General features: G+C 70.7%; 16 protein-coding genes. 13 read left to right on the top strand and 3 right to left on the bottom strand.

Annotated features, from left to right (window positions below; genetic code table 11):
* The first annotated feature begins 112 nt into the window (after positions 1-112).
* Entirely contained in the window at positions 113-1,051 is a 939-nt protein-coding gene (locus tag DFR69_RS32435) for a LysR substrate-binding domain-containing protein (protein ID WP_110041510.1), read from the top strand.
* Positions 1,052-1,067: 16 nt separating this feature from the next.
* On the opposite strand, the gene DFR69_RS32430 is transcribed toward DFR69_RS32435, so the two are convergent.
* The gene (locus tag DFR69_RS32430; protein ID WP_110041509.1) at positions 1,068-1,691 is read right to left on the bottom strand and encodes an antibiotic biosynthesis monooxygenase; all 624 of its coding nucleotides are present in this window, start codon (positions 1,689-1,691) and stop codon (positions 1,068-1,070) included.
* A gap of 453 nt (positions 1,692-2,144) precedes the next feature.
* Here DFR69_RS32430 and DFR69_RS32425 point away from each other — a divergent pair, with 453 nt between their 5' ends.
* Complete coding sequence (locus DFR69_RS32425; protein ID WP_110041508.1) at positions 2,145-3,347, top strand: glycoside hydrolase family 76 protein; 1,203 nt, start codon at positions 2,145-2,147, stop codon at positions 3,345-3,347.
* 54 nt (positions 3,348-3,401) lie between these two features.
* On the opposite strand, the gene DFR69_RS34720 is transcribed toward DFR69_RS32425, so the two are convergent.
* Complete coding sequence (locus DFR69_RS34720; protein ID WP_167456484.1) at positions 3,402-3,782, bottom strand: hypothetical protein; 381 nt, start codon at positions 3,780-3,782, stop codon at positions 3,402-3,404.
* 445 nt (positions 3,783-4,227) lie between these two features.
* Between DFR69_RS34720 and DFR69_RS32415 the strand changes: the two genes are divergently transcribed.
* The 10 genes from DFR69_RS32415 (at position 4,228) to DFR69_RS32370 (ending at position 15,834) form a co-directional block, all read left to right on the top strand.
* Positions 4,228-4,776, top strand: a complete 549-nt coding sequence (locus tag DFR69_RS32415; RefSeq protein WP_110041507.1) for a TerD family protein — start codon at positions 4,228-4,230, stop codon at positions 4,774-4,776.
* A gap of 156 nt (positions 4,777-4,932) precedes the next feature.
* Positions 4,933-6,402 (top strand): serine/threonine-protein kinase, encoded by a 1,470-nt coding sequence (locus DFR69_RS32410; RefSeq protein WP_244198574.1) that lies wholly within the window; start codon positions 4,933-4,935, stop codon positions 6,400-6,402.
* A gap of 11 nt (positions 6,403-6,413) precedes the next feature.
* Positions 6,414-7,598: a DUF7373 family lipoprotein gene (locus DFR69_RS32405; protein ID WP_146229483.1), complete on the top strand. Its 1,185-nt coding sequence runs from the start codon at positions 6,414-6,416 to the stop codon at positions 7,596-7,598.
* A gap of 5 nt (positions 7,599-7,603) precedes the next feature.
* Positions 7,604-9,160, top strand: a complete 1,557-nt coding sequence (locus tag DFR69_RS32400; RefSeq protein WP_110041504.1) for a serine/threonine-protein kinase — start codon at positions 7,604-7,606, stop codon at positions 9,158-9,160.
* Positions 9,161-9,187: 27 nt separating this feature from the next.
* Positions 9,188-10,642, top strand: a complete 1,455-nt coding sequence (locus tag DFR69_RS32395; protein ID WP_244198573.1) for a serine/threonine-protein kinase — start codon at positions 9,188-9,190, stop codon at positions 10,640-10,642.
* 4 nt (positions 10,643-10,646) lie between these two features.
* A complete protein-coding gene (locus DFR69_RS32390) occupies positions 10,647-11,873 on the top strand; it encodes a DUF7373 family lipoprotein (protein WP_146229482.1) in 1,227 nt (408 codons plus the stop codon).
* Positions 11,866-13,335 (top strand): serine/threonine-protein kinase, encoded by a 1,470-nt coding sequence (locus DFR69_RS32385; protein ID WP_110041502.1) that lies wholly within the window; start codon positions 11,866-11,868, stop codon positions 13,333-13,335. The genes DFR69_RS32390 and DFR69_RS32385 overlap by 8 nt, the downstream gene beginning before the upstream one ends.
* A gap of 40 nt (positions 13,336-13,375) precedes the next feature.
* Positions 13,376-13,948 (top strand): TetR/AcrR family transcriptional regulator, encoded by a 573-nt coding sequence (locus tag DFR69_RS32380; protein WP_110041501.1) that lies wholly within the window; start codon positions 13,376-13,378, stop codon positions 13,946-13,948.
* Between the two features lie 73 nt (positions 13,949-14,021).
* A complete protein-coding gene (locus DFR69_RS32375; RefSeq protein WP_110041500.1) occupies positions 14,022-15,044 on the top strand; it encodes a medium chain dehydrogenase/reductase family protein in 1,023 nt (340 codons plus the stop codon).
* A 184-nt stretch (positions 15,045-15,228) separates the two neighbouring features.
* Positions 15,229-15,834: an ABC transporter permease gene (locus tag DFR69_RS32370; RefSeq protein ID WP_110041499.1), complete on the top strand. Its 606-nt coding sequence runs from the start codon at positions 15,229-15,231 to the stop codon at positions 15,832-15,834.
* A 204-nt stretch (positions 15,835-16,038) separates the two neighbouring features.
* On the opposite strand, the gene DFR69_RS32365 is transcribed toward DFR69_RS32370, so the two are convergent.
* On the bottom strand, positions 16,039-17,742 hold the full coding sequence (locus DFR69_RS32365) for a SulP family inorganic anion transporter (protein ID WP_110041498.1): 1,704 nt from the start codon (positions 17,740-17,742) through the stop codon (positions 16,039-16,041).
* 121 nt (positions 17,743-17,863) lie between these two features.
* Here DFR69_RS32365 and DFR69_RS32360 point away from each other — a divergent pair, with 121 nt between their 5' ends.
* Positions 17,864-18,445 carry a TerD family protein gene (locus tag DFR69_RS32360; RefSeq protein ID WP_110041497.1) on the top strand — a complete coding sequence of 194 codons (582 nt, stop codon included), beginning with the start codon at positions 17,864-17,866 and terminating at the stop codon, positions 18,443-18,445.
* The last annotated feature ends 6 nt before the right edge of the window (positions 18,446-18,451 follow it).

Genomic DNA, 18,451 nt, shown 5'->3' with positions numbered 1-18,451 from the left:
CCTCCTCTTCGGGCTCGTGTCACCAGCCTGCGGCCGCATCCGCGCGCGCGTCTATTTACGGTTCGTTCACGGCGGTGTTCAGCATTGCTGCACAACGCATACGCTCGATCCCATGGACCTGTCGCTGCCCCGCCTGCGCATGTTGCGCGAGCTGCACCGACGCGGAACGATCACGGCCGCGGCGTCCGCGCTGCACTACACCGCGTCGGCGGTGTCCCAGCAGCTCGCGCAGCTCGAACGCGATGTCGGCACCCGGCTGCTCGAACGGCGCGGCCGCCGCGTGCAGCTCACCGACCGCGGTGTGCTGCTCGCCGAGCACGCCGCGGAGATCCTGGCCCTCGTCGAGCGGGCCACCCAGGCGCTCGAGGAATCCGGCGAATCGGTGACGGCGTCGCTGACCGCGGGCGTCTGGGCGTCGGTGGCCTCGGGCCTGCTCCCCGACGCGCTCACCGCGCTGGCCCGCACCCACCCCGGAATCCTGGTGCGCACCAGGGAACTCGCGCCGGAGGCGACGGCGGCGGCGGTCCGTGACGGCGCGCTCGACCTGTCCTTCGCGCTCGACTACTCCAACTCTCCCATGACCTGGGATCACGGCCTGGAACGCGCGGTGATCGCGGTGGAGCGGATCCATGCCGCCGTCCCGGCCGGTGCGGTGCCCTCGGCGCGGGTGACGCTGGCCGAGCTGGCCGAGTATCCGTGGATCCTGGCGCCGGCCCGCTCGCACTTCGGCAACTCGGCCCGCCTGGCGTTCCAGTCCGCCGGGATCGCGCCGCGAATCGATCACGAGGTGGAGGAACAGGCCACCGCGATGGCCATGGCGGCGGCCGGCCTCGGCGTCACGCTGGTCTCCGACCTCGGGCTCGCCCTGCGCCCGCCGGGCGTCGACATCGTCGCCCTCGGCGACATCCTCACCCGTACGGTGTCGCTGGCGTATCGCACCAACACCGGGCGCAGGGCGGCGCTGCTGCTCGTCGTCGACGCGATCCGCGCCGCCGCCGACGCGAAGGGGCTCGGCGCCACCCCGCCGGCCCCGAGGGAGCCGGCGGAATAGCACGGGCCGTCCGGTGTCAGACCAGTTCGGGGACGCGCAGATGCGCGAAGCCGAGCCGGAACTCGGCCACCTCGACCACGTCGGCGCCCACCTCGCGAACCACCGCCGCCCTGAGCTGGTCGGTCTGCTGACGGCTGCTCTCCAGCTCCTCGATGCTCGACCACACGGTCGAGCCCACCGCGCGACCGGTCGACCGGTCGACGAACAGGCTCGCGCTGCGGAACCCCTCCATCCGTTCCAGCTTCGGCAGCAACGTGTGCTTGAACGTGTCGATCATGCGGTCGATACCGCCCGGATCGACCTGCACCCAGGTGCACCGCGTGCAGGCGCGGGCCCCGGCCAGGTGGTCGCGGTGCATCACCGCGACATCCCATTCGTCGATCTGCTCGGTCTGCCCGTTGAGGGCATGGGCCAGGCCGTCGCGAACCGGTTGCACGGCAAGCCGGCTCGAACGCATCGCGTCCTCGGTTTCCCACGCGGTCGAGGCGATGCAGCGCCCCGTCGCCCTGTTCACCATCAGGGACATGCCCACCCACCCGTCGATCTCGGACAGTCGCGGCATCACCTCGTTGCGGAGGTACGCGATCCCACTGTCGATCGACGACGGCTCGGCCGTGATCGTGCTCGAACGTGCGTACACAGGCCACCTCCTGTTCAGGAAGGGCGGCGCCCCCGGTGGACGCCACCGGACATACCCACTGTCCTCCCTGTTCACCGTCCGCACAACGCCCGAAATTCGGTCCCGATTTTCCCTGCCCACGGGTCTTGACAGCGGCCGGATCAGGAGCAGACTGGAGATACACCAGAACACCGGGAACGAGCCACACAGCCGAGGGAGACGTCCGTCGACCGCTGAGACGCTTTTCCAGGATCTGGCCAAGCCCCCGGCAAGCCAGTCGAGTACCGGAGTTGTCAGCGACGACTGAAGCTCTCGGAATCGATGGAGACTACCGGGGACTGTTCTGTTCGGGGTCTTCCGCCCCGCCCCGCACTCCGCGACCCCGCCGAACGTTTCCACGGTGCACCGGCGCTATTCAGCCCTCGGCCATCCCCGCCGGGAACTCTGTGGGCGCGGAGAGGAGTGCCAGGGGTGATGGATCGCGCGAGCGGTGGGGTCAGCAGGCGCAGTGTGCTGTTCGCGGCGGGCGCGGCGATCGCGGTGGCCGGACTGGCACAGCCGATGCCCGCCGGTTCGATCAGGCCGGCCACCGGGACGGGACCGACGGACGCCGCCCAGCGTGCGGCGCTGGCCGAACGCGCGATCGTGGAGCGGCACGTGCGTTCGCTGTGGGGCGGCTCGCGGCGGCAGCTGGGCCTGCTCGTCTGGCCCGCGACGCTGATCGACCAATCCTTCGGCCGCTGGTGCTACTGGTGGCAGGCGCATTTGCTCGACTGCGCGATCGACGCCGCGCACCGCGAGCGCACACCGGCGCGCCTGCATCGGGTCCGCGCCCTGGCCGACGGGATCCGGATCCGCAATGTCACCGGCTGGACCAACCGGTACTACGACGACATGGCCTGGCTGGCGCTGGCGCTCGAGCGGGCCGAGCGGCTGCTCGACCTCCGGTTCGACGACGCGATCGACGACCTCCGCGCGGCGCTCTACGACGGCTGGAACCCGGAGGTCGGCGCCGTCCCGTGGCGGATCGACGAGCCCTACTACAACACTCCCGCCGTCGGCCCGACCGGCATCGCGATGGCCCGCCTCGGTGAACCGACCCGCGCCGTCGAACTGGCCGACTTCCTGCACACCCGCCTGCGCGACCCCGACACCGGCTTGATCCTCGACGGCGTGAACGAGCCGGGTGGGCGGCTGCACCGCACGGTGCACACCTACTGCCAGGGCGTGACGATCGGGCTCGACACCGAATTGGCCGTGCGCACCGGCGATCCGGTGTATCGCGCCCGCGCCCACGCCCTGATCGGCGCGGTCGCCGACCGGCTCACCCACGACGGGGTGATCGCGGCGGCCACCGACAACGACTCCGGGCTGTTCATGGGAATCCTCGCCCGCTATCTCGCCGAAGCCGCACTCGCGCTGGGCGATCGGACGGCGGCCCGGATCGTGCGCACGTCCGCGCGGGCGGCCTGGGAGCACCGGGCCGAGGTGGCGGGGCTGCCCCTGTTCGGCGCGGACTGGTCGCGCCCGGTGACCGCGCCGAACTCCCATGGCTCGCTCCAGCTCATGGCGTCGGCGGCCGCCGCGTCGGCGAATCTCAGCCGCGACCTGTCCGTGCAGCTCAGCGGCTGGCTGGTGCTCGAGGCCGACCACCGGCTCGCCGCCGCCGGGCACTGAGACGAAAACCGCCGCCGGGAAAGGCATCCCGGCGGCGGCAGATCTTCTCGAAGGTCAGGCGGCCGGAGCCGCGCTGCCCGAACCCAGACCGGTGAAGAACTCCGCGGACGCGGTGCTCGGCGCCGGGGTGGTGGCGGTCGGCTTCACCGGGTAGCTCGCGCTGCCGCTGAAGGCCTCGGCGGAGGCGGTGCTGGGGGCGTCGGCGACGGTGGCGGGGGCCGAGCTGCCCGAACCGAGGCCGGTGAAGAACTCGGCCGACGCGGTGCTCGGCGCCGGGGTGGTGGCGGTCGGCTTCACCGGGTAGCTCGCGCTGCCGCTGAAGAAATCGGCCGAGGCGGTGCTCGGGGCGTCGGCCGCGGCGGCGGTGCCCGCGGCACCGAGCATCAGACCGGTCGCGACGACAACGGCAGCACCGATCACACGGAACTTGCTCACAGAATTTCTCCTCATCAAAGGTCACGCATCGCGAGGCGATATCCACCGTTTCTCGCGGCCCGGAATATCGAATCCCCCGGCGAGGAATTATTAACACATCGTCACACGATCGACAAGTCGGGCGAACCCGCAGCGACCGGCGATTTCTCGACATACCCGCACGCCCAACGCTCGCCGGAAAGTAAACCTCACATCGAGCAATTTCATAGCGGGGCGGCATGATCCATGGTTCGCGACCTTAAAATTCGCGCCGACCCGAACCGTTGACAATGCCTTCATGTAGATGAACCAGAAATGACGCGCAGGTGTCCGAAAGAAATGAATTCGGTCGCCCGGGTAATAGCGAATCGGTCAGACAGCGAGTCGTCGGCAGGTGAATTGGCTCATATCCGCGGTGCGCACCGCATTTGCCAGCACCACCGTCTTTACGGCATCTTTATGCGGCATGACCGGATCTGTTCCCCAGCACCGACCGCCGCTCGAGCACGTCACGATGGGCCTGGGATGGGATCCCGCCAACCCCGACGGACTCCTCGTCGGCGCGAAGAAGGACATCGATCTCAACGCCGCCGCCCTGCTGTTCGCCGGCCCCGACTTCGTCGATGTCGCCTACCACGAGCAATTGACCTCCCGCGACGGCGCGGTCCGCCACCTCGGCGACAGCGTCACCGGCGACGGGGACGGCGACAACGAGGCGATCGTGGTCGACCTGACCAGGATCGACCCGGCGATCACCACCATCGTCTTCCTGGTGAGCTGCTACACCGGGCAGCGCTTCGGCCAGATCGAGAACGGCTTCTGCCGGGTCATCGACAATGTGACCGGCATCGAGATGGTGCGCTTCGACCTCGCCGACGCCGCCTCGCACACCGGCCTCGTCATCGGCAGACTGCATGCCCCCCACGGGAGCTGGGAGTTCACCCCGATCCTCGCGCCGATCCACGCCGAGCACATCGCCGACGCGGTCCCCCTCGTGGCAGGCCATCTCGGCTAGCGGCTCGACCGGTTGGCACCTGGCATAACCGCCGGTCGGTTATAGTCGGGCCGTCGGCCGGGTCACCGGCTTCGGTTGCGCCTCAGCGTGACCGCGCCCAGCGGCCGGCACGCGCCGGAAGGGTCCCGGCGCTGATCGGTTCGGGAAGCATGACAGTTGATTGTTTCTGAGGGCATGAATTTCGCCGGGTATCGCCTCGAGCGACGCCTCGGCATGGGCGGGATGGGCACGGTCTACCTGGCCCAGCATCCGCGACTCCCCCGCAAGGACGCGCTGAAGATCCTGTCCGACGCGCTCACCGGCGACCCGGTGTTCCGGGAGCGCTTCCTGCGCGAGGCCACGATCGCGGCCCGGCTCAACCACCCGAATCTGGTCGCGGTGCGCGATCGCGGTCAGCACGACGGCCGGTTGTGGATCGCGATGCAGTACGTCGACGGTGTGGATCTCGCGCAGCTGATCCGGCGCGGTCCGGCCGCGTTGCCGCTGGACCGGACGGTCCGGATCGTCACCGAGGTGGCCAAGGGTCTCGACGCCCTGCACCGCAAGGGCGTGCTGCACCGGGATGTGAAGCCGGCGAACATCCTGGTGGCCGAGCAGGACGGCCGCCCCGACCGCGTCCTCGTCACCGATTTCGGCATCGCCAGACCCGCCGACGCCCCCACCGCCTCGACCGGCCCCGGGATCAGCGCCACCCTGGCCTACGCGGCCCCCGAACAGATCAACGGCGGGGTGGTGGATCGCCGGGCCGACGTCTACGCCCTCGGCTGCGTGCTCTACGAACTCCTCACCGGCTCGGTGCCGTTCCCCCGCGACAACCCCGCCGCGGTGATGTACGCCCACCTGCACGAACCACCGCCCACCCTCGACAAGGCCGGGCTCCCACCGGGTTTCGACACGGTGATCGCGACGGCGCTCGCCAAGAATCCCGACGAGCGCTACCAGTCCTGCGGCGCGCTGGCCGCGGCCGTGCAGGCCGCGGCGCAGGGCACGGTGCGGCTCACCGCCGTCACCCGTCCGCCTGTCCGGCGCGGGCGGCTGGTGTTCGGCGCCGCGGCCGCGGTCGTGCTGCTCGCGGGCATGGCGGCGATCCTGGGTTTGACCCGCACCGGGTCCGAGCACTCGCCCGCCGCGATCCCGCTCGGTCCGCAGACGAGTGTGGACGCGGTGTCGTGGGGGGCGTACACGTATGTGGTGCAAGCGTTTCCGGAGCTGCTGCCGGCCTGGCAGTTCGGGGCTGGGTATCAGGAGATGTGGGGATGCAATCCGATCGACGAGGGGCAGAAGAACGTCTCTGTCGATGTCTACGTGCCGGTCGGCCGGATCCTGTGCTTCGGCAACAGCGAGCCGGCCAGGACGATCGACGTGGTCTGTAACGCCGACCGGACGCCGATCGCGCCCCCGCCCACCTACGACCGCGCCGAGGGTGACGAACAGTGGAGCAGGCGGTCGAGCCACGGAACCCTGCACTGGGGAACGTATCTCGATCGCTACAAAGCGCCTCAGTTGACCGGCTATCTGCGTCTGTACTTCGACGATCCCGATCGCAGCTTCTGCTACATCGTCGTGACCGGCGCGCGCAACGGCACCGAACTGCGCGCCGCGTGGTGGCCGGAGGCGCCGCTGTGAGACTCGCACGCATGTCGCTTGCCCTCGGCGTGGTCCTCACGGCCCTCACCGGCTGCGCGGTCGCCGGCGATCCGATGCCGGTACCCGACCCCGCGACCCTCGATGTGGGTCCGTACAGCCGATATCCGCTCGCCGCACCCGCGCACGGCACCGAGCGTTACGGCCGGGTGATCGAGTCGGTGCGGCTCGGCGAGCTCATCGCGAATCCCGCTCGGGTCGATCCCGCGCTGAACGTCCCCCGCACCCGAATGGGCTCGGACCCGCTGCCGACTCCAGCGAAAGCGGTGGCGCTGCTGGCAGATCCGGCCCGCGCGGCACTGGAACGACACGGCATGCTCGCCGGGTTCACCGTGGGTGCCAGCGACACGCGCCAGTTCACAGTCGGCAACGGCCGGATCGTGCAGATCACCTTGCTGCGCTTCCCCGACGCGGGGGCAGCGCGCGAGGCGGCGACGGAGATCGACTCCGCCGATGCGGCGGTGAGCCCGGACAATGTCGCGGTCACGATCCCGGATCACCCGACGGCGCGGGCACATTGGCGTCCGTCGGTGCCGACGCTGGCGGCGACGATGGCCATCGACTCCTTCGTCGTCACCGTGCTCGCCGGGCACGTCACCCCCGATCTCGGCGTTCTGACGACACTGGCGGGCAGGGCCTTCGCCGAGCAACAGCCGTTGCTGCGCGATGTCGAGCTCACCCCGGCCGAGGCGTTCGCCGACCTGCCACTGGACCGCGACGGGATGCTGGCTCGCATGGTGCCGGAGGCACCGGGGCGCTGGCCGTATCCGGTGGTGGTCACCTCCGAAATCGCGGAGAACGCGGGCTGGGACAGCATCGTGCAGCCGCACGGCATCGTCCTCGGTCCGCGCGCGGGCCACTTCTACAGCCCCGCCCCCGAGGTCCCCGAATGGACCGGACTCAACCGGTTCGACCGGCTGCTGCGCTTTTCCGACGCGGCGACGGCAGCCACCTTCTTCTCGGGTCTGCGGCAGGACGACGCGAGGTCCTCGGTGCCGACGCCGGCGGGCATGGTCGACATCAACTGCGCGGAAAAGGAGACCGGCGCCGCGTCGATGACGCGGTTCAGCTGCCGCCTCCGGTACGGCCGCTATGTCGCGGTCGTCTTCAGCCGCGATTACCAGGACGTGCATCATCGAGCGGCGGCGCAGTACGCGCTGCTGGTGAACAGCGAGTAGCGCCGATGTCCGGAACACTTTCCCCAGGAACGGTTTTCGCCGGCTACCGGATCGAGCGCGTGCTCGGCGCCGGTGGCATGGGCACGGTGTACGTGGCCACCCATCCGCGGCTGCCCCGCCGCGACGCGCTCAAGGTGCTGCCCGAGAACGCCGGTGCCGGTTCCGAATTCCACGCGCGTTTCCTGCGCGAGGCCGAACTGAGCGCGCGACTGGACCATCCGAACATCGTCTCGGTGTACGACCGCGGCGTCGAGGACGGTCGACTGTGGATCGCCATGGAACTGGTCGACGGGACCGACGTGGCCGCCTTGCTGCGGCGCGCGTCGGCGCTGCCGCCGGAACGCGCCGTGCACATCGTCACCGAGACCGCCCGTGGGCTGGACGAGGCGCACCGCAACGGTCTGCTGCACCGCGACGTGAAACCCGCCAACATCCTGCTCGAACCCGCCGACGACGCGCCGGAGCGGGTGCTCGTCGCCGATTTCGGCATCGCCAGGGCGGCCGGTGACGGCACCGCGTTGACCGCTGTCGGGACGGTCGTGGCGACCCTGGCCTATGCCGCGCCGGAACTGCTGACCGAGCAGCGCGTGGATCACCGCGCCGACGTGTACGCCCTCGGCTGCACGCTGTTCGAGATGCTCACCGGCGCGAAGCCGTTTCCCCGCGATTCGGTGGTCGCGGTGATGCAGGCGCACCTGATGGTGCCGCCGCCGAGCGCGACCGCGATCCGGCCGGAACTGCCGCCCGCGATCGACGCCGTCCTGGCGCGCGCCATGGCGAAGAATCCGGAGGATCGCTTCTCCTCCTGTGGCGCCCTCGCGGCGGCCACGGCGGCGGCTTTCGGTGTCGCGGTGGAGCAGACCGTGGTGGCGTCCCCACCGCCCATTCCGCCACCTGCGGATGTCACCGTCGCGCCGCCCTCGGCTCCCACCATCGTGCATCGGACTCCGCGACGGGCACATCGCTCGCTGCGATACGCCGCCGCGGCGGTCGCGGTCGTCGCCGTCGTGGCGGCGACGACGGTCGCGGTGGTGCTCGCCCGCGACCGCGGCGAGCCGGCGGCGAGCACTGCCGCGCCGACCACGGCGGCCGGAGTGACCTGGGGCCGATACTCCTTCATCGTCGACGCGCTGCCCCGATTGCTGCCCGCCACACCGACGCGAACCGGGCATCAGGGCATCCGCTGCGCCGCCATCGCCCGGGGCGCGGACGGCGTCACCAGGCAGGCCGATCTCGACGTGCTGCCCGATCCCATCGCCCGCATCACCTGCACGGGCGACGAGAACCCCGTGCGCGATGTCTACGTGGAATGTTCGACGAACCGGAGCCCCTACACGCTGGTGGACGAGCCGGGCGTCTTGATCCTCGGCGACCACACCTGGAATCGGGCGTCCGGACGCGGCCGCATCACCTGGTCGACCTTGGCACTCACCAACGGCGATATCGGCACGATCGGCATCTCCTTCGACGAACCGGCCCGCAACTTCTGCATGGTCGTCGTGAGCGGCGGGAAGACCGGCCAGGACCTCTACGACCGGTGGTGGCCGAATGCGCCGTTCTGATCGCATGGCAACGGGAGGGCAGCGCCGGTGACGGTCGCGGACGACACGGAATTCGCCGGATACCGGATCGAGCGACGGCTCGGCGCGGGCGGGATGGGCGAGGTCTTCCTTGCCCGCCATCCCCGGCTGCCCCGCAACGACGCGCTGAAGATCCTGTCCGACCGGCACGCGGGCGACGCCGAGTTCCGTGCGCGGTTCCTGCGCGAAGCCGAAGTCGCTGTGCGGCTGCAGCATCCGAACGTGGTCGCCGTGCGCGACCGCGGCGAGCACGAGGATCAGCTGTGGATCGCCATGCAGTTCGTCGACGGCGGCGACGTCGCGGAGCTGCTCCGGCGCGAGGGCGCCCTCCCGGTCGAGCGGGCGCTGAGGATTCTGTCCGAAGCCGCCGACGGTCTCGACGAGATCCACCGGGTCGGCCTGCAACATCGCGACGTCAAGCCCGCGAACCTGCTGCTCACCACCGAACCGGGCGAGCCGGACCGGGTGCTGGTCACCGACTTCGGCATCGCGCGGGCGGCCGACGGCGACGGAACACTGTCCGAGGACGTGGGTTTCACCGCGACCCTGGCGTACGCCGCGCCCGAACTGATCAGCGGTGATCCCGTCGATCACCGCGCCGATGTGTATTCGCTGGGGTGCACGCTGTACCAGTTGCTCACCGGCGAGGTTCCCTTTCCCCGCAGCAGTCCGGCGGCAGTGATGTACGCGCACCTGTCCGAGCCGCCGCCGCGCCCTTCGGCAGCGAACAGCCGAGTGCCCGCCGCGCTGGACGCGGTGATCGCCACGGCGATGGCCAAGGACCCGGCGCAGCGCTATCAGAGCTGCGGTGCGCTGGCCGCCGCGGCACGTGCCGCGTGCGCACCCGTCACGCGACCATCCCGTCGGTCCTGGTGGCTCGCCGGTGCGGCAGCGGTGACGACAGTCGCTGTGGCAGTGGCCATTTCGCTGATTGTCCGCTCCGACGGCGACGACGCCGCGTCCACGATCGCCGAGCCCACCGGCGTCGCCACGAATTCCGCGGCGTGGGGTGCGGCGGCCATGGCTGCCGAAGCGCTCCCGCGCCTGCTGCCCGTGGCACCGGCGGCCGTCGGCTACCAGGACATGCACGACTGCGTGCACGTCGACGGCAAAGGCGACCTCCTGCCCATGGAGCAGCAGGCCGAGGTCGGCGGAGTGTCCTGTCTCGGTGACCGCGACCCCGCCGAGCTGGTGTCGGTGATCTGCCGAGCCGACCGCGCCGAGATCGCCGGCTACACCTCCGAGATCGTCATCGAGGGCGAACAGCGGTGGACGCGCGGCACGGACACGGGCAAGGTGCGCTGGGGCACCATCACGACCACCGACGGCTTCCCGATGGGCCGTCTCGACGCGATCTTCGACAGTCCCGACCGGAACTTCTGCCGCCTCCGGGTCTCCGGCAGCGACTCGGGATCCGCGCTGTTGGAACGCTGGTGGCCGGACGCGCCGCTGGGGCAGAGGTAGGACGATGGTGTCGCAACGATTTCGGACCGTGCTCGCCGTCGCCGTGGCGCTGACGGTGCTCAGCGGATGCACCGGCCCCGGCGAACCGACGCCACAACAGGTCGATCTGGCCGCACTGGACGTCGGGACGCACGGCAGCGACCCGATGACGGCGCCGACGATCAGCAACGACAAGTACGGCCGCGTGCTCGAGTCGGTGCGCATGGGCGAGGTCATGCTCGATCCCGTCGAGGTCGATCCGACCCTGACCTACGGCGTCCAGGAACGGACCGCGCCGCTGCCCACGCCGTTGACCGCGGCGGGCATCCTCGCCGAGCGGGTTCGTGAGGCACTCGAATCGCACGGCATGCTGGCCGGATTCGCGGTCAGCGGCAGCGATGTCAACTTGCGCGGCAAGCGGCCGGAAGTCGGCGCCTCGCGCTTGCTGACCGTGCTGCTGCTGCGCTTTCGCGATGACCAGTCCGCCCGGTTGGCCGCCAGGCAGATGAACGCGACCGATGCCGCGATCAGCCCGGACAACGTCGACGTGCGCATCGAGGGGTACCCGGGCGCGTTCGCACACTGGCGTCCGAGCGTGCCGACCATGGCGGCCACCTATGCCCACGGTTCGTTCGTCATCAGCGCGCTGGCCGCGCACACCAGCCCGGATCAGCAGGTGCTGACGAGCACCGTGCGCAAGGTGTTCGACGCGCAGATCCCCCGGCTCAGCGATTTCCGGGGCACTCCACCGGAGGATTTCGACACCCTGCCGCTGGACCGGGAGGGCATGCAGGCACGGTTGCTGCCCTTCGGGCCGGGACGATGGACCTATCCGACGGTCGTCAGCTCCGATATCGACACCAACGCGGGCTGGTCGGCGGCGCTGTCCGTCTACGGCGTGGTCCTCGGGCCACGGGCGACCCGGCTGATGAAGCACTACGGATTCAAGGACCCCATCGAGATCGTCGCCATCAACGACTTCGATGTGCTCGAGCGGTTTCCGGACGCGGTCAGCGCGCGGAAGGTGTTCGAGCAGGAGCGGCAGGCGGTGAACCCCGCCGAGCTCGTCGAGAGCCCCGCCGGGGTCCCGGACGCGTATTGCACGACGGTGCGTTCGGACCCCGCGTCCCCCCACCAGGCAGCCTGTCACGTGCTCTACGGCAGGTACACGGCCGCGCTCACCGGCTGGAATCCGGCGAACGCACGGCAGCGCACCGCCGCCCAGTACGCCTTGCTGGTGCGCAGTGAGTAGGCGGATCCTGCCGCCGGGCACCGTCTTCGCGGGCTACCGGATCGAGCGGGTACTCGGCAGCGGCGGCATGGGCACGGTCTACGTGGCCGCGCATCCCCGGCTCCCGCGCCGCGACGCGCTCAAGGTGCTCGCGACCGAGTTCGGCGCGGACCCCGAGTTCCGCGCGCGGTTCATTCGCGAGGCCGAACTCGCCGCCCAGCTCGACCATCCCCACATCATCGGTGTCTACGACCGGGGCATCGAGGGCGGGCAGCTGTGGATCGCCATGCGGTTCATCGACGGCCCCGATGCCGCCACCCTCCTGCGCGAGGACGCGCTGACCCCGCCCCGGGTCGCGCACCTGATCACCGGCGTCGCGCGCGGGCTCGATCACGCGCATCGGGCCGGGATGCTGCACCGCGATGTCAAACCGGCCAACATCCTCGTCGAAGTGATTCCGGGACAACCGGATCGGGTCGCCGTCACCGACTTCGGCATCGCCAAGGCGGTCGCGGGCACGACGCTGACGCAGGCGGGAACGATTCTCGCGACGGTCGCATACGCCGCCCCGGAACAGCTGACCGGCACCGCGGTCGATCCGCGCGCCGATGTCTACGCGCTGGGTTGCACCCTGTACGAACTGCTGACCGGCGCGAAGCCGTTCCCGCGAGCGAGCGTCGACGCGGTGATCGCGGCACACCTGACCGAACCACCCCCGCGTCCGAGCGCCGTCGCGAACCTGCCGCGCGCGATCGATGAGGTGATCGCCCGCGCGATGGCCAAGGATCCACAGCGGCGCTACGCGAGCTGCGGTGAACTCGCGAAGGCGGCGGCCAGGGCATTGGGAGTCGAGGCGGAACCCGTGCCACGGGACCGCTCAAGCCGGCGCCGCGGTCTCGGCATCGCCCTCGCTGCCGTGGGCGCCGTCGCGGCCCTCGCCGTGGCGGGTGTCGTTGTGCTGAACCGTGACTCGTCGACGCCGGGCGCGTCGGGACCTACCTCCTCGGCGGTGCCGCTCGATCCGAACTCCTGGGCCGCACACCAGTGGGTGATCGACGCGTTCCCCGGCCTGCTGCCGAAAACTCAGGTGGACAGTGGCTTTCAGGGCATCCTGTGCGCACCCGTCGACGAGAACCAGCGCCCCATCGACGCGGGGGAAACCCGCTATTCGACACACACGCTCGCCTGCAACGGCAACCGCGACCCGGTCTCCCGCCTGATCCTGCAGTGCGGCACCGACGAACCCGTCGCGGAGTTCAAGCCGTCGTCGCGCGCGACCCGGCTCATCGGCGACGAGGACTGGCAACGTGCGAGCGGACGTGGCCACGTCCGCTGGAGTGACTCCACCGATGTCGACCTCCCCTCCGGCGAGCTGCAGCTCAGCTTCACCGACGGTCCGCGCGCGAACTGCGCACTCACCGTCACCGGCGGCACCTCCGGCCAGGACCTCTTCGACCGCTGGTGGCGCGACGGCCCCCTATAGGGATTGACCGCTCACAAAGAGTGAGTGTACAGTCACTCACATGAGCAAGAGCGGAGCCACCCTCTCCCGATCGGATCTCCGGCGCGACGCCGTCGTCGACGCCGCGATCGTGGAGTTCGCCCGGACGGGCTACCACGGCACGCCGATCACTACAGTGGCGGCGACCGCGCAGATCTCCCCCGCTTATGTGTTCAAGTTGTTCGAGGGCAAGGTCGCCCTGTTCGTCGCGGCGCTGGAGCGGTGCTTCGAGCAGATCGCGGCGGCGATGTCGTCCGGTGCGGCGAGGGCCGCGGCCGACGCGACGCCCGAGCAGATCCTCTACGACATGGGCGGCGCCTATGCCGAGCTGATCGGTGACAAGAACTTGCTCATGCTGCAGGTGCACGCCCTCTCGGTCGCCGATGTCCCCGAGATCAGGCAGGCGATGCGCGACGGTTTGGCCAAGGTCACCGACCTGGCCAAGCAGCGCTCCGGAGCCGAGGACGATCTGGTGCAGCGCTACATCGCCTTCGGGCAGCTGTGCCACCTGATCACCACCCTCGACCTCGACGGCGACACCAGCCCCTGGGCGCAGATCGTCACCAAGGGCATCCGCCACCCGCAACCCCGCTGACCAGCCATGCCCCGCACGGGGCATTTTTTCGACCCATCGAGTGATTGACCAGTCACACACTAGGAGTTCCGTCATGTCCACCACCGTCACCGAAATCGTCCTGCCCGGTCGCGTCGAGCCCCACGGCCTGCTCGTCACCGAGCGCGCGTTGCCGGCGCTTGCCGCGGGGCAGGCCCTGGTCCGGGTCGAGGCGAGCGGCGTCTCGTTCGCCGAGCAGCAGATGCGGCGCGGCAAGTACTACGACCAGCCCGCCTTCCCCTTCGTGCCCGGCTACGACCTGGTCGGCACGGTGGCCGAGGTCGGCGCCGGCGTGGATCCCGTGCTGGTCGGCGCCAGGGTGGCCGCGCTGACCAAGATCGGCGGTTGGGCCAGCCACGCCGTGCTCGACGCCGCGGACCTGGTGCCGGTGCCCGCCGCGCTCGACGCCGCCGCCGCGGAAACCTTCGTCGTCAACGGGATCACCGCCTGGCAGATGCTGTTCCGCACCGCGAAGGTCGAGCCGGGGCAGACCGTGCTGGTGCACGGCGCCAACGGCGGCGTGGGCTCCACGCTCGTGCAACTGGCGCGCGCCAACGGGATTCGCGTCATCGGAACGGCGTCGGCCCGCAACGCCGAGGCCGTGCGGGCACTCGGCGCGACCTGGATCGACTACCGGGGCGATGTGCCACGCCAGGTGCGGGCGCTGGTCCCCGGGGGCGTCGACGCGGTCTTCGACCATGTCGGCGGCCCCGGCATCGCCGACTCGTTCGCGCTGCTCGCCGAGCACGGCACCCTGGTCTCCTACGGCACCGCCGCCACCAAGAACGACGCGGGCAACTCGCGACTGCCCGTGCTGAAACTGCTGGGCAGGCTGCTGCTCTGGAACACGTTGCCCAACAAGCGACATGCCCACTTCTTCAACCTGTGGGCGGGCAAGCGCAACCTCCCCCGCTTCCGCGCCCGCGTCGCCGAAGACCTCGGCAAGGTGTTCGACCTGGCCGCGCGCGGCGAACTGCGCGCCCAGATCGCCGCCCGCATCCCGCTCACCGAGGCCGCCCGCGCCATGACGCTCGCCGAGTCGAGCACCGTCGTCGGCAAGGTCGTCCTCGTCGCCTGATCCAGGATCCATCCCCCCGCGTACTCCCCGCCCGCCCGGCCATCGGCCTGGCTCCGGCGCCGCGCGCGACCAGGCTTCCTGGTGGCGCCCTCCGCTCCGCTTCCACCCACGCACCGCACCGCACCGCACCGCACCGCACCGCACCGCACCGCACCGCACCGCACCGCACCGAGGAGAACCTGTGATGTCCGAGCACTTTTCCCCCATCGAGTCCCGCCCGTCGCCCCTGCGAGTCCTGCTCGACAACCGTCCGTCCTACCTGAGTTTCGGGCTCGCCTGGCTGCTCGGCCACGGCGCCTACGCCCTCTCCCACGGCGCCGATCCGGTGCTGCGATTGCCGTCCGCGCTGCCGACCGTGCTGCTGGTCGGTGGGCTGCTGGCGGCCATGGTCATCACCAGCGTGGTGACCATGCGTGCCCAGCGCGGCGCCACCGGCCGGGACGCGGTGGTCGGCAATCTGCTCGCCGCGTCCTGGCTGATCGGGTTCGGGGCGCTGTTCTTCGTGATCACCGCGCTGAGTTCGGCACTGGCGCAGCCGGATCTGAAGATGCTGCTGTGGCCCACCGGCTCCGGCCTGATCGTCGGCCTGCTCTACCTCGCCGGTGGCGCCGCCCACCGCGACGTCCTCCAGTACGCCCTCGGCGCCTGGCTGGCCCTGACCTCCTCGGCCGCGCTGTTCCTCGACGGCGCCAGCCCCTACTGGGTGCTCGCGATCGCGGGCGGCGGCAGCTACCTCGCCGCCGCCGTCCTGGAACCCCGACGCCGCGCCATGGCCCCCGTCCTCGCCTGACGACACAGCTCCCCACGCCACCGCTGCCCGCCCTGGTCCGACCGGGGCGGGCAGCGGCAGTGTCGGCGGACGGGTCGCCCGGCAGCCCCACGATGCTCGGCGGCAGCGGTACACCGGGGTCGCTGACCTGAACAATGCGCGCGTCGCGCACGCCGCCACCGGCGCCGCTGCCGGGCGCAGACGCCGACCTTGTCGGATCCGCCCTCAGGGGGTCGGCGGATCCGGGGGCTGCGCGGCGCGGAAGGCTTCGATCGCCGTGGGCAACGTGGGGAACAGGTGATCGGGCCCGATGCGCTCGGTCAGGCCGAAGGCGTCCAGGTCGGCGCGCAGGTCGTGTTTGACGCGGGCCAGCGCGAAAACGATGCCGCGCGCGGCCAATTCGGACCGCACCTGCTCGACGGCGTCGAGCGCGGTGAGGTCGACCTCGACATTGGCCTCGACATTGAGCACGAACCAGCGCACCGGTTCACCGCTGCGCTCGGCCCACCAGTCGACCGTGGCCAGCGCCCGCGCGCGGAAGTCATCGGCATTGGCGAAGAACAGCGGCGCGTCGTAGCGATACACCACCAGGCCGGGAAGGGGTTCGGCCTCCGGGTAGTCGTCCACATCGTGCATGCCGGCCACACCGGGGACGAAGCCGAGGACGGCATCGTGGCCGCGCGCGATCCGGCGCAGCAGATCGAACACCGACAGCGCGATCGCCACGGCCACACCGTAGAGCACCCCCAGCACCAGCACCGAGACCGCGGTGACCAGCGCGAGCAGCAGTTCGCTGCGCCGGAAGCGGCCGATCCGCCGGAACTCCGGCACGTCGATCAGGCGCAGCGCCGCGTACACCACCAGCGCGCCGAGCGCGGCCGTCGGGAACTGGGCGAGCACCCCGGTCGCGCCGAACAGCACGACCAGCACCGAGACCAGGGTGACCACGGCATAGAGCTGGCTGCGCGCGCCCATCAGATCGGCGATGGTGGTGCGGCTGCTGCTGCAGCTCACCGGGAACCCGTGGGTGAGGGCGGCGGCCACGTTCGTCGCCCCGAGCCCGGCCAGTTCGGTGTTGACCCGCACCCGCTCACCGTGCCGGGCGGCGAAGGCCCGCGCGGTGAGCGCGTTGTCGGAGAACCCGACGACCGCGATGCCCGCCGCGGGCAGCAGCAGCGCCACCACGTCGGCCATCGCGACGGCAGGCACTCCGGGCACCGGCAGGCCGGCTGGCACCTCCCCGATGACATCGATCCCGAAGCGCTCCAACGAGAACACCGCGACCGCCACCGTCGCGGCCAGCACCGCCAGCAGCGGCCCCGGCGCACGCGGCGCCCACCTGGCCAGGACCAGCAACACCGCGAGCACCGCGCCGGCCAGCAGCGCGGTCGCCGGATGCCAGTCCGCGATGTTCGCCGCGAACGATCGCAACTGCGCTGTCACCGACTGCCCGTCCACCGGCACCCCGGTGACCCGCCCCAGCTGCGACACGATCATCAGCCCGGCGGTGCCCGCGAGATAGCCGATCAGCACCGGCCGCGACAGCAGATCGGCGAGCACACCGAGCCTGGCCGCCGACGCGAGCAGGCACAGCCCGCCGACCAGCAGGGCGAGCAGCGCGGCGAGCGCCGCGTAGCGCGCCGGATCGCCCGCTGCCAACGGCGCCAGCGTCACCGCGGTGAGCAGCGCGGTGGTCGACTCCGGTCCGACCGACAGCTGCCGGGAGGTCGCCAGCAGCACGTACACCGCCAGCGGCGCGATGGTCGCCCACAGCCCGACCACCGGCGGCAACCCGGCGACGGTCGCGTAGGCCATCACCTGGGGGATCAGATACGCGGCCACGGTGACACCCGCGACCACGTCCGGACGCAGCCACGCGCGCCGATAGTTCCGGAACTGCCGCAGGCCCGGCAGTGCTCGCTCCAACACAGTCCGACCATTGTGCTCCCCCTCGGCCCGATCCGACAGCCACCGACACGCCGATCACCCCCGGTGACCAGGCGAAACCCGTTGCGCTGCAGGCTCGTCCGCGAGTCCGTAGCCTGGGATCGTGATTACGCTGAAGAAGGAAGACGGCGCGGCCGACCTCGCCGGCATCACCAAGATGAGCGTGGGGGTGAGCTGGGACCCGTCGGCCGGTTCCAGTGGGGGCCTGCTCGGCATGGCGCGGCGCAAGCGCGGCGTCGACCTGGACCTGATCGCCGTGCTCCTGCAGGGCGGTGAACCGGTGCGCTTCGCCGGACTCGACTCGCTCGACCCGCTCGGCAACGGCGCGGTGCTGCACACCGGTGACGAGCAGACCGGCGCGGCCACCGGCGACGACGAGACCGTGCACGTCACCTTCGCCCAGGTCCCCACCGGCATCGACGCGATCGTGTTCGTGGCCGCGGCGTTCAAGAAGGGCTCCTCGTTCGAGAAGGCCAACAATGTCTCGTTCAAGATCTACGACGCCACCGGCGCCGACAGCCAGCCGGTCGCCGACATCTGGCCCTCGCTGCTCGGCGCGGAGAACGCCAACGCGATCGCCAGGGCCTTCCGCAACGGCCCGGTCTGGCAGCTCGAGGTCCTCGATCGCAAGGGCAAGATCAAGCAGGGTGACCGGCAGGCGCTGCTGCGCTTCGCCATCCAGTAACCAGCG

Origin of the sequence: Nocardia neocaledoniensis (assembly GCF_003182135.1) — a bacterium.
GTDB classification, from domain to species: Bacteria; Actinomycetota; Actinomycetes; order Mycobacteriales; family Mycobacteriaceae; genus Nocardia; species Nocardia neocaledoniensis.
The sequence above is the reverse complement of the archived record's forward strand: the minus strand, read 5'-3'. Positions and strand labels throughout refer to the sequence as shown.

Coding starts and splice junctions, on each gene's coding strand:
- DFR69_RS32405 (WP_146229483.1), top strand. CDS start 6,414: ATGTCGCTTGCCCTCGGCGTGGTCCTCACGGCCCTCACCGGCTGCGCG.
- DFR69_RS32425 (WP_110041508.1), top strand. CDS start 2,145: ATGGATCGCGCGAGCGGTGGGGTCAGCAGGCGCAGTGTGCTGTTCGCG.
- DFR69_RS32435 (WP_110041510.1), top strand. CDS start 113: ATGGACCTGTCGCTGCCCCGCCTGCGCATGTTGCGCGAGCTGCACCGA.
- DFR69_RS32370 (WP_110041499.1), top strand. CDS start 15,229: ATGTCCGAGCACTTTTCCCCCATCGAGTCCCGCCCGTCGCCCCTGCGA.
- DFR69_RS32415 (WP_110041507.1), top strand. CDS start 4,228: ATGACCGGATCTGTTCCCCAGCACCGACCGCCGCTCGAGCACGTCACG.
- DFR69_RS32390 (WP_146229482.1), top strand. CDS start 10,647: ATGGTGTCGCAACGATTTCGGACCGTGCTCGCCGTCGCCGTGGCGCTG.
- DFR69_RS32380 (WP_110041501.1), top strand. CDS start 13,376: ATGAGCAAGAGCGGAGCCACCCTCTCCCGATCGGATCTCCGGCGCGAC.
- DFR69_RS32375 (WP_110041500.1), top strand. CDS start 14,022: ATGTCCACCACCGTCACCGAAATCGTCCTGCCCGGTCGCGTCGAGCCC.
- DFR69_RS32400 (WP_110041504.1), top strand. CDS start 7,604: ATGTCCGGAACACTTTCCCCAGGAACGGTTTTCGCCGGCTACCGGATC.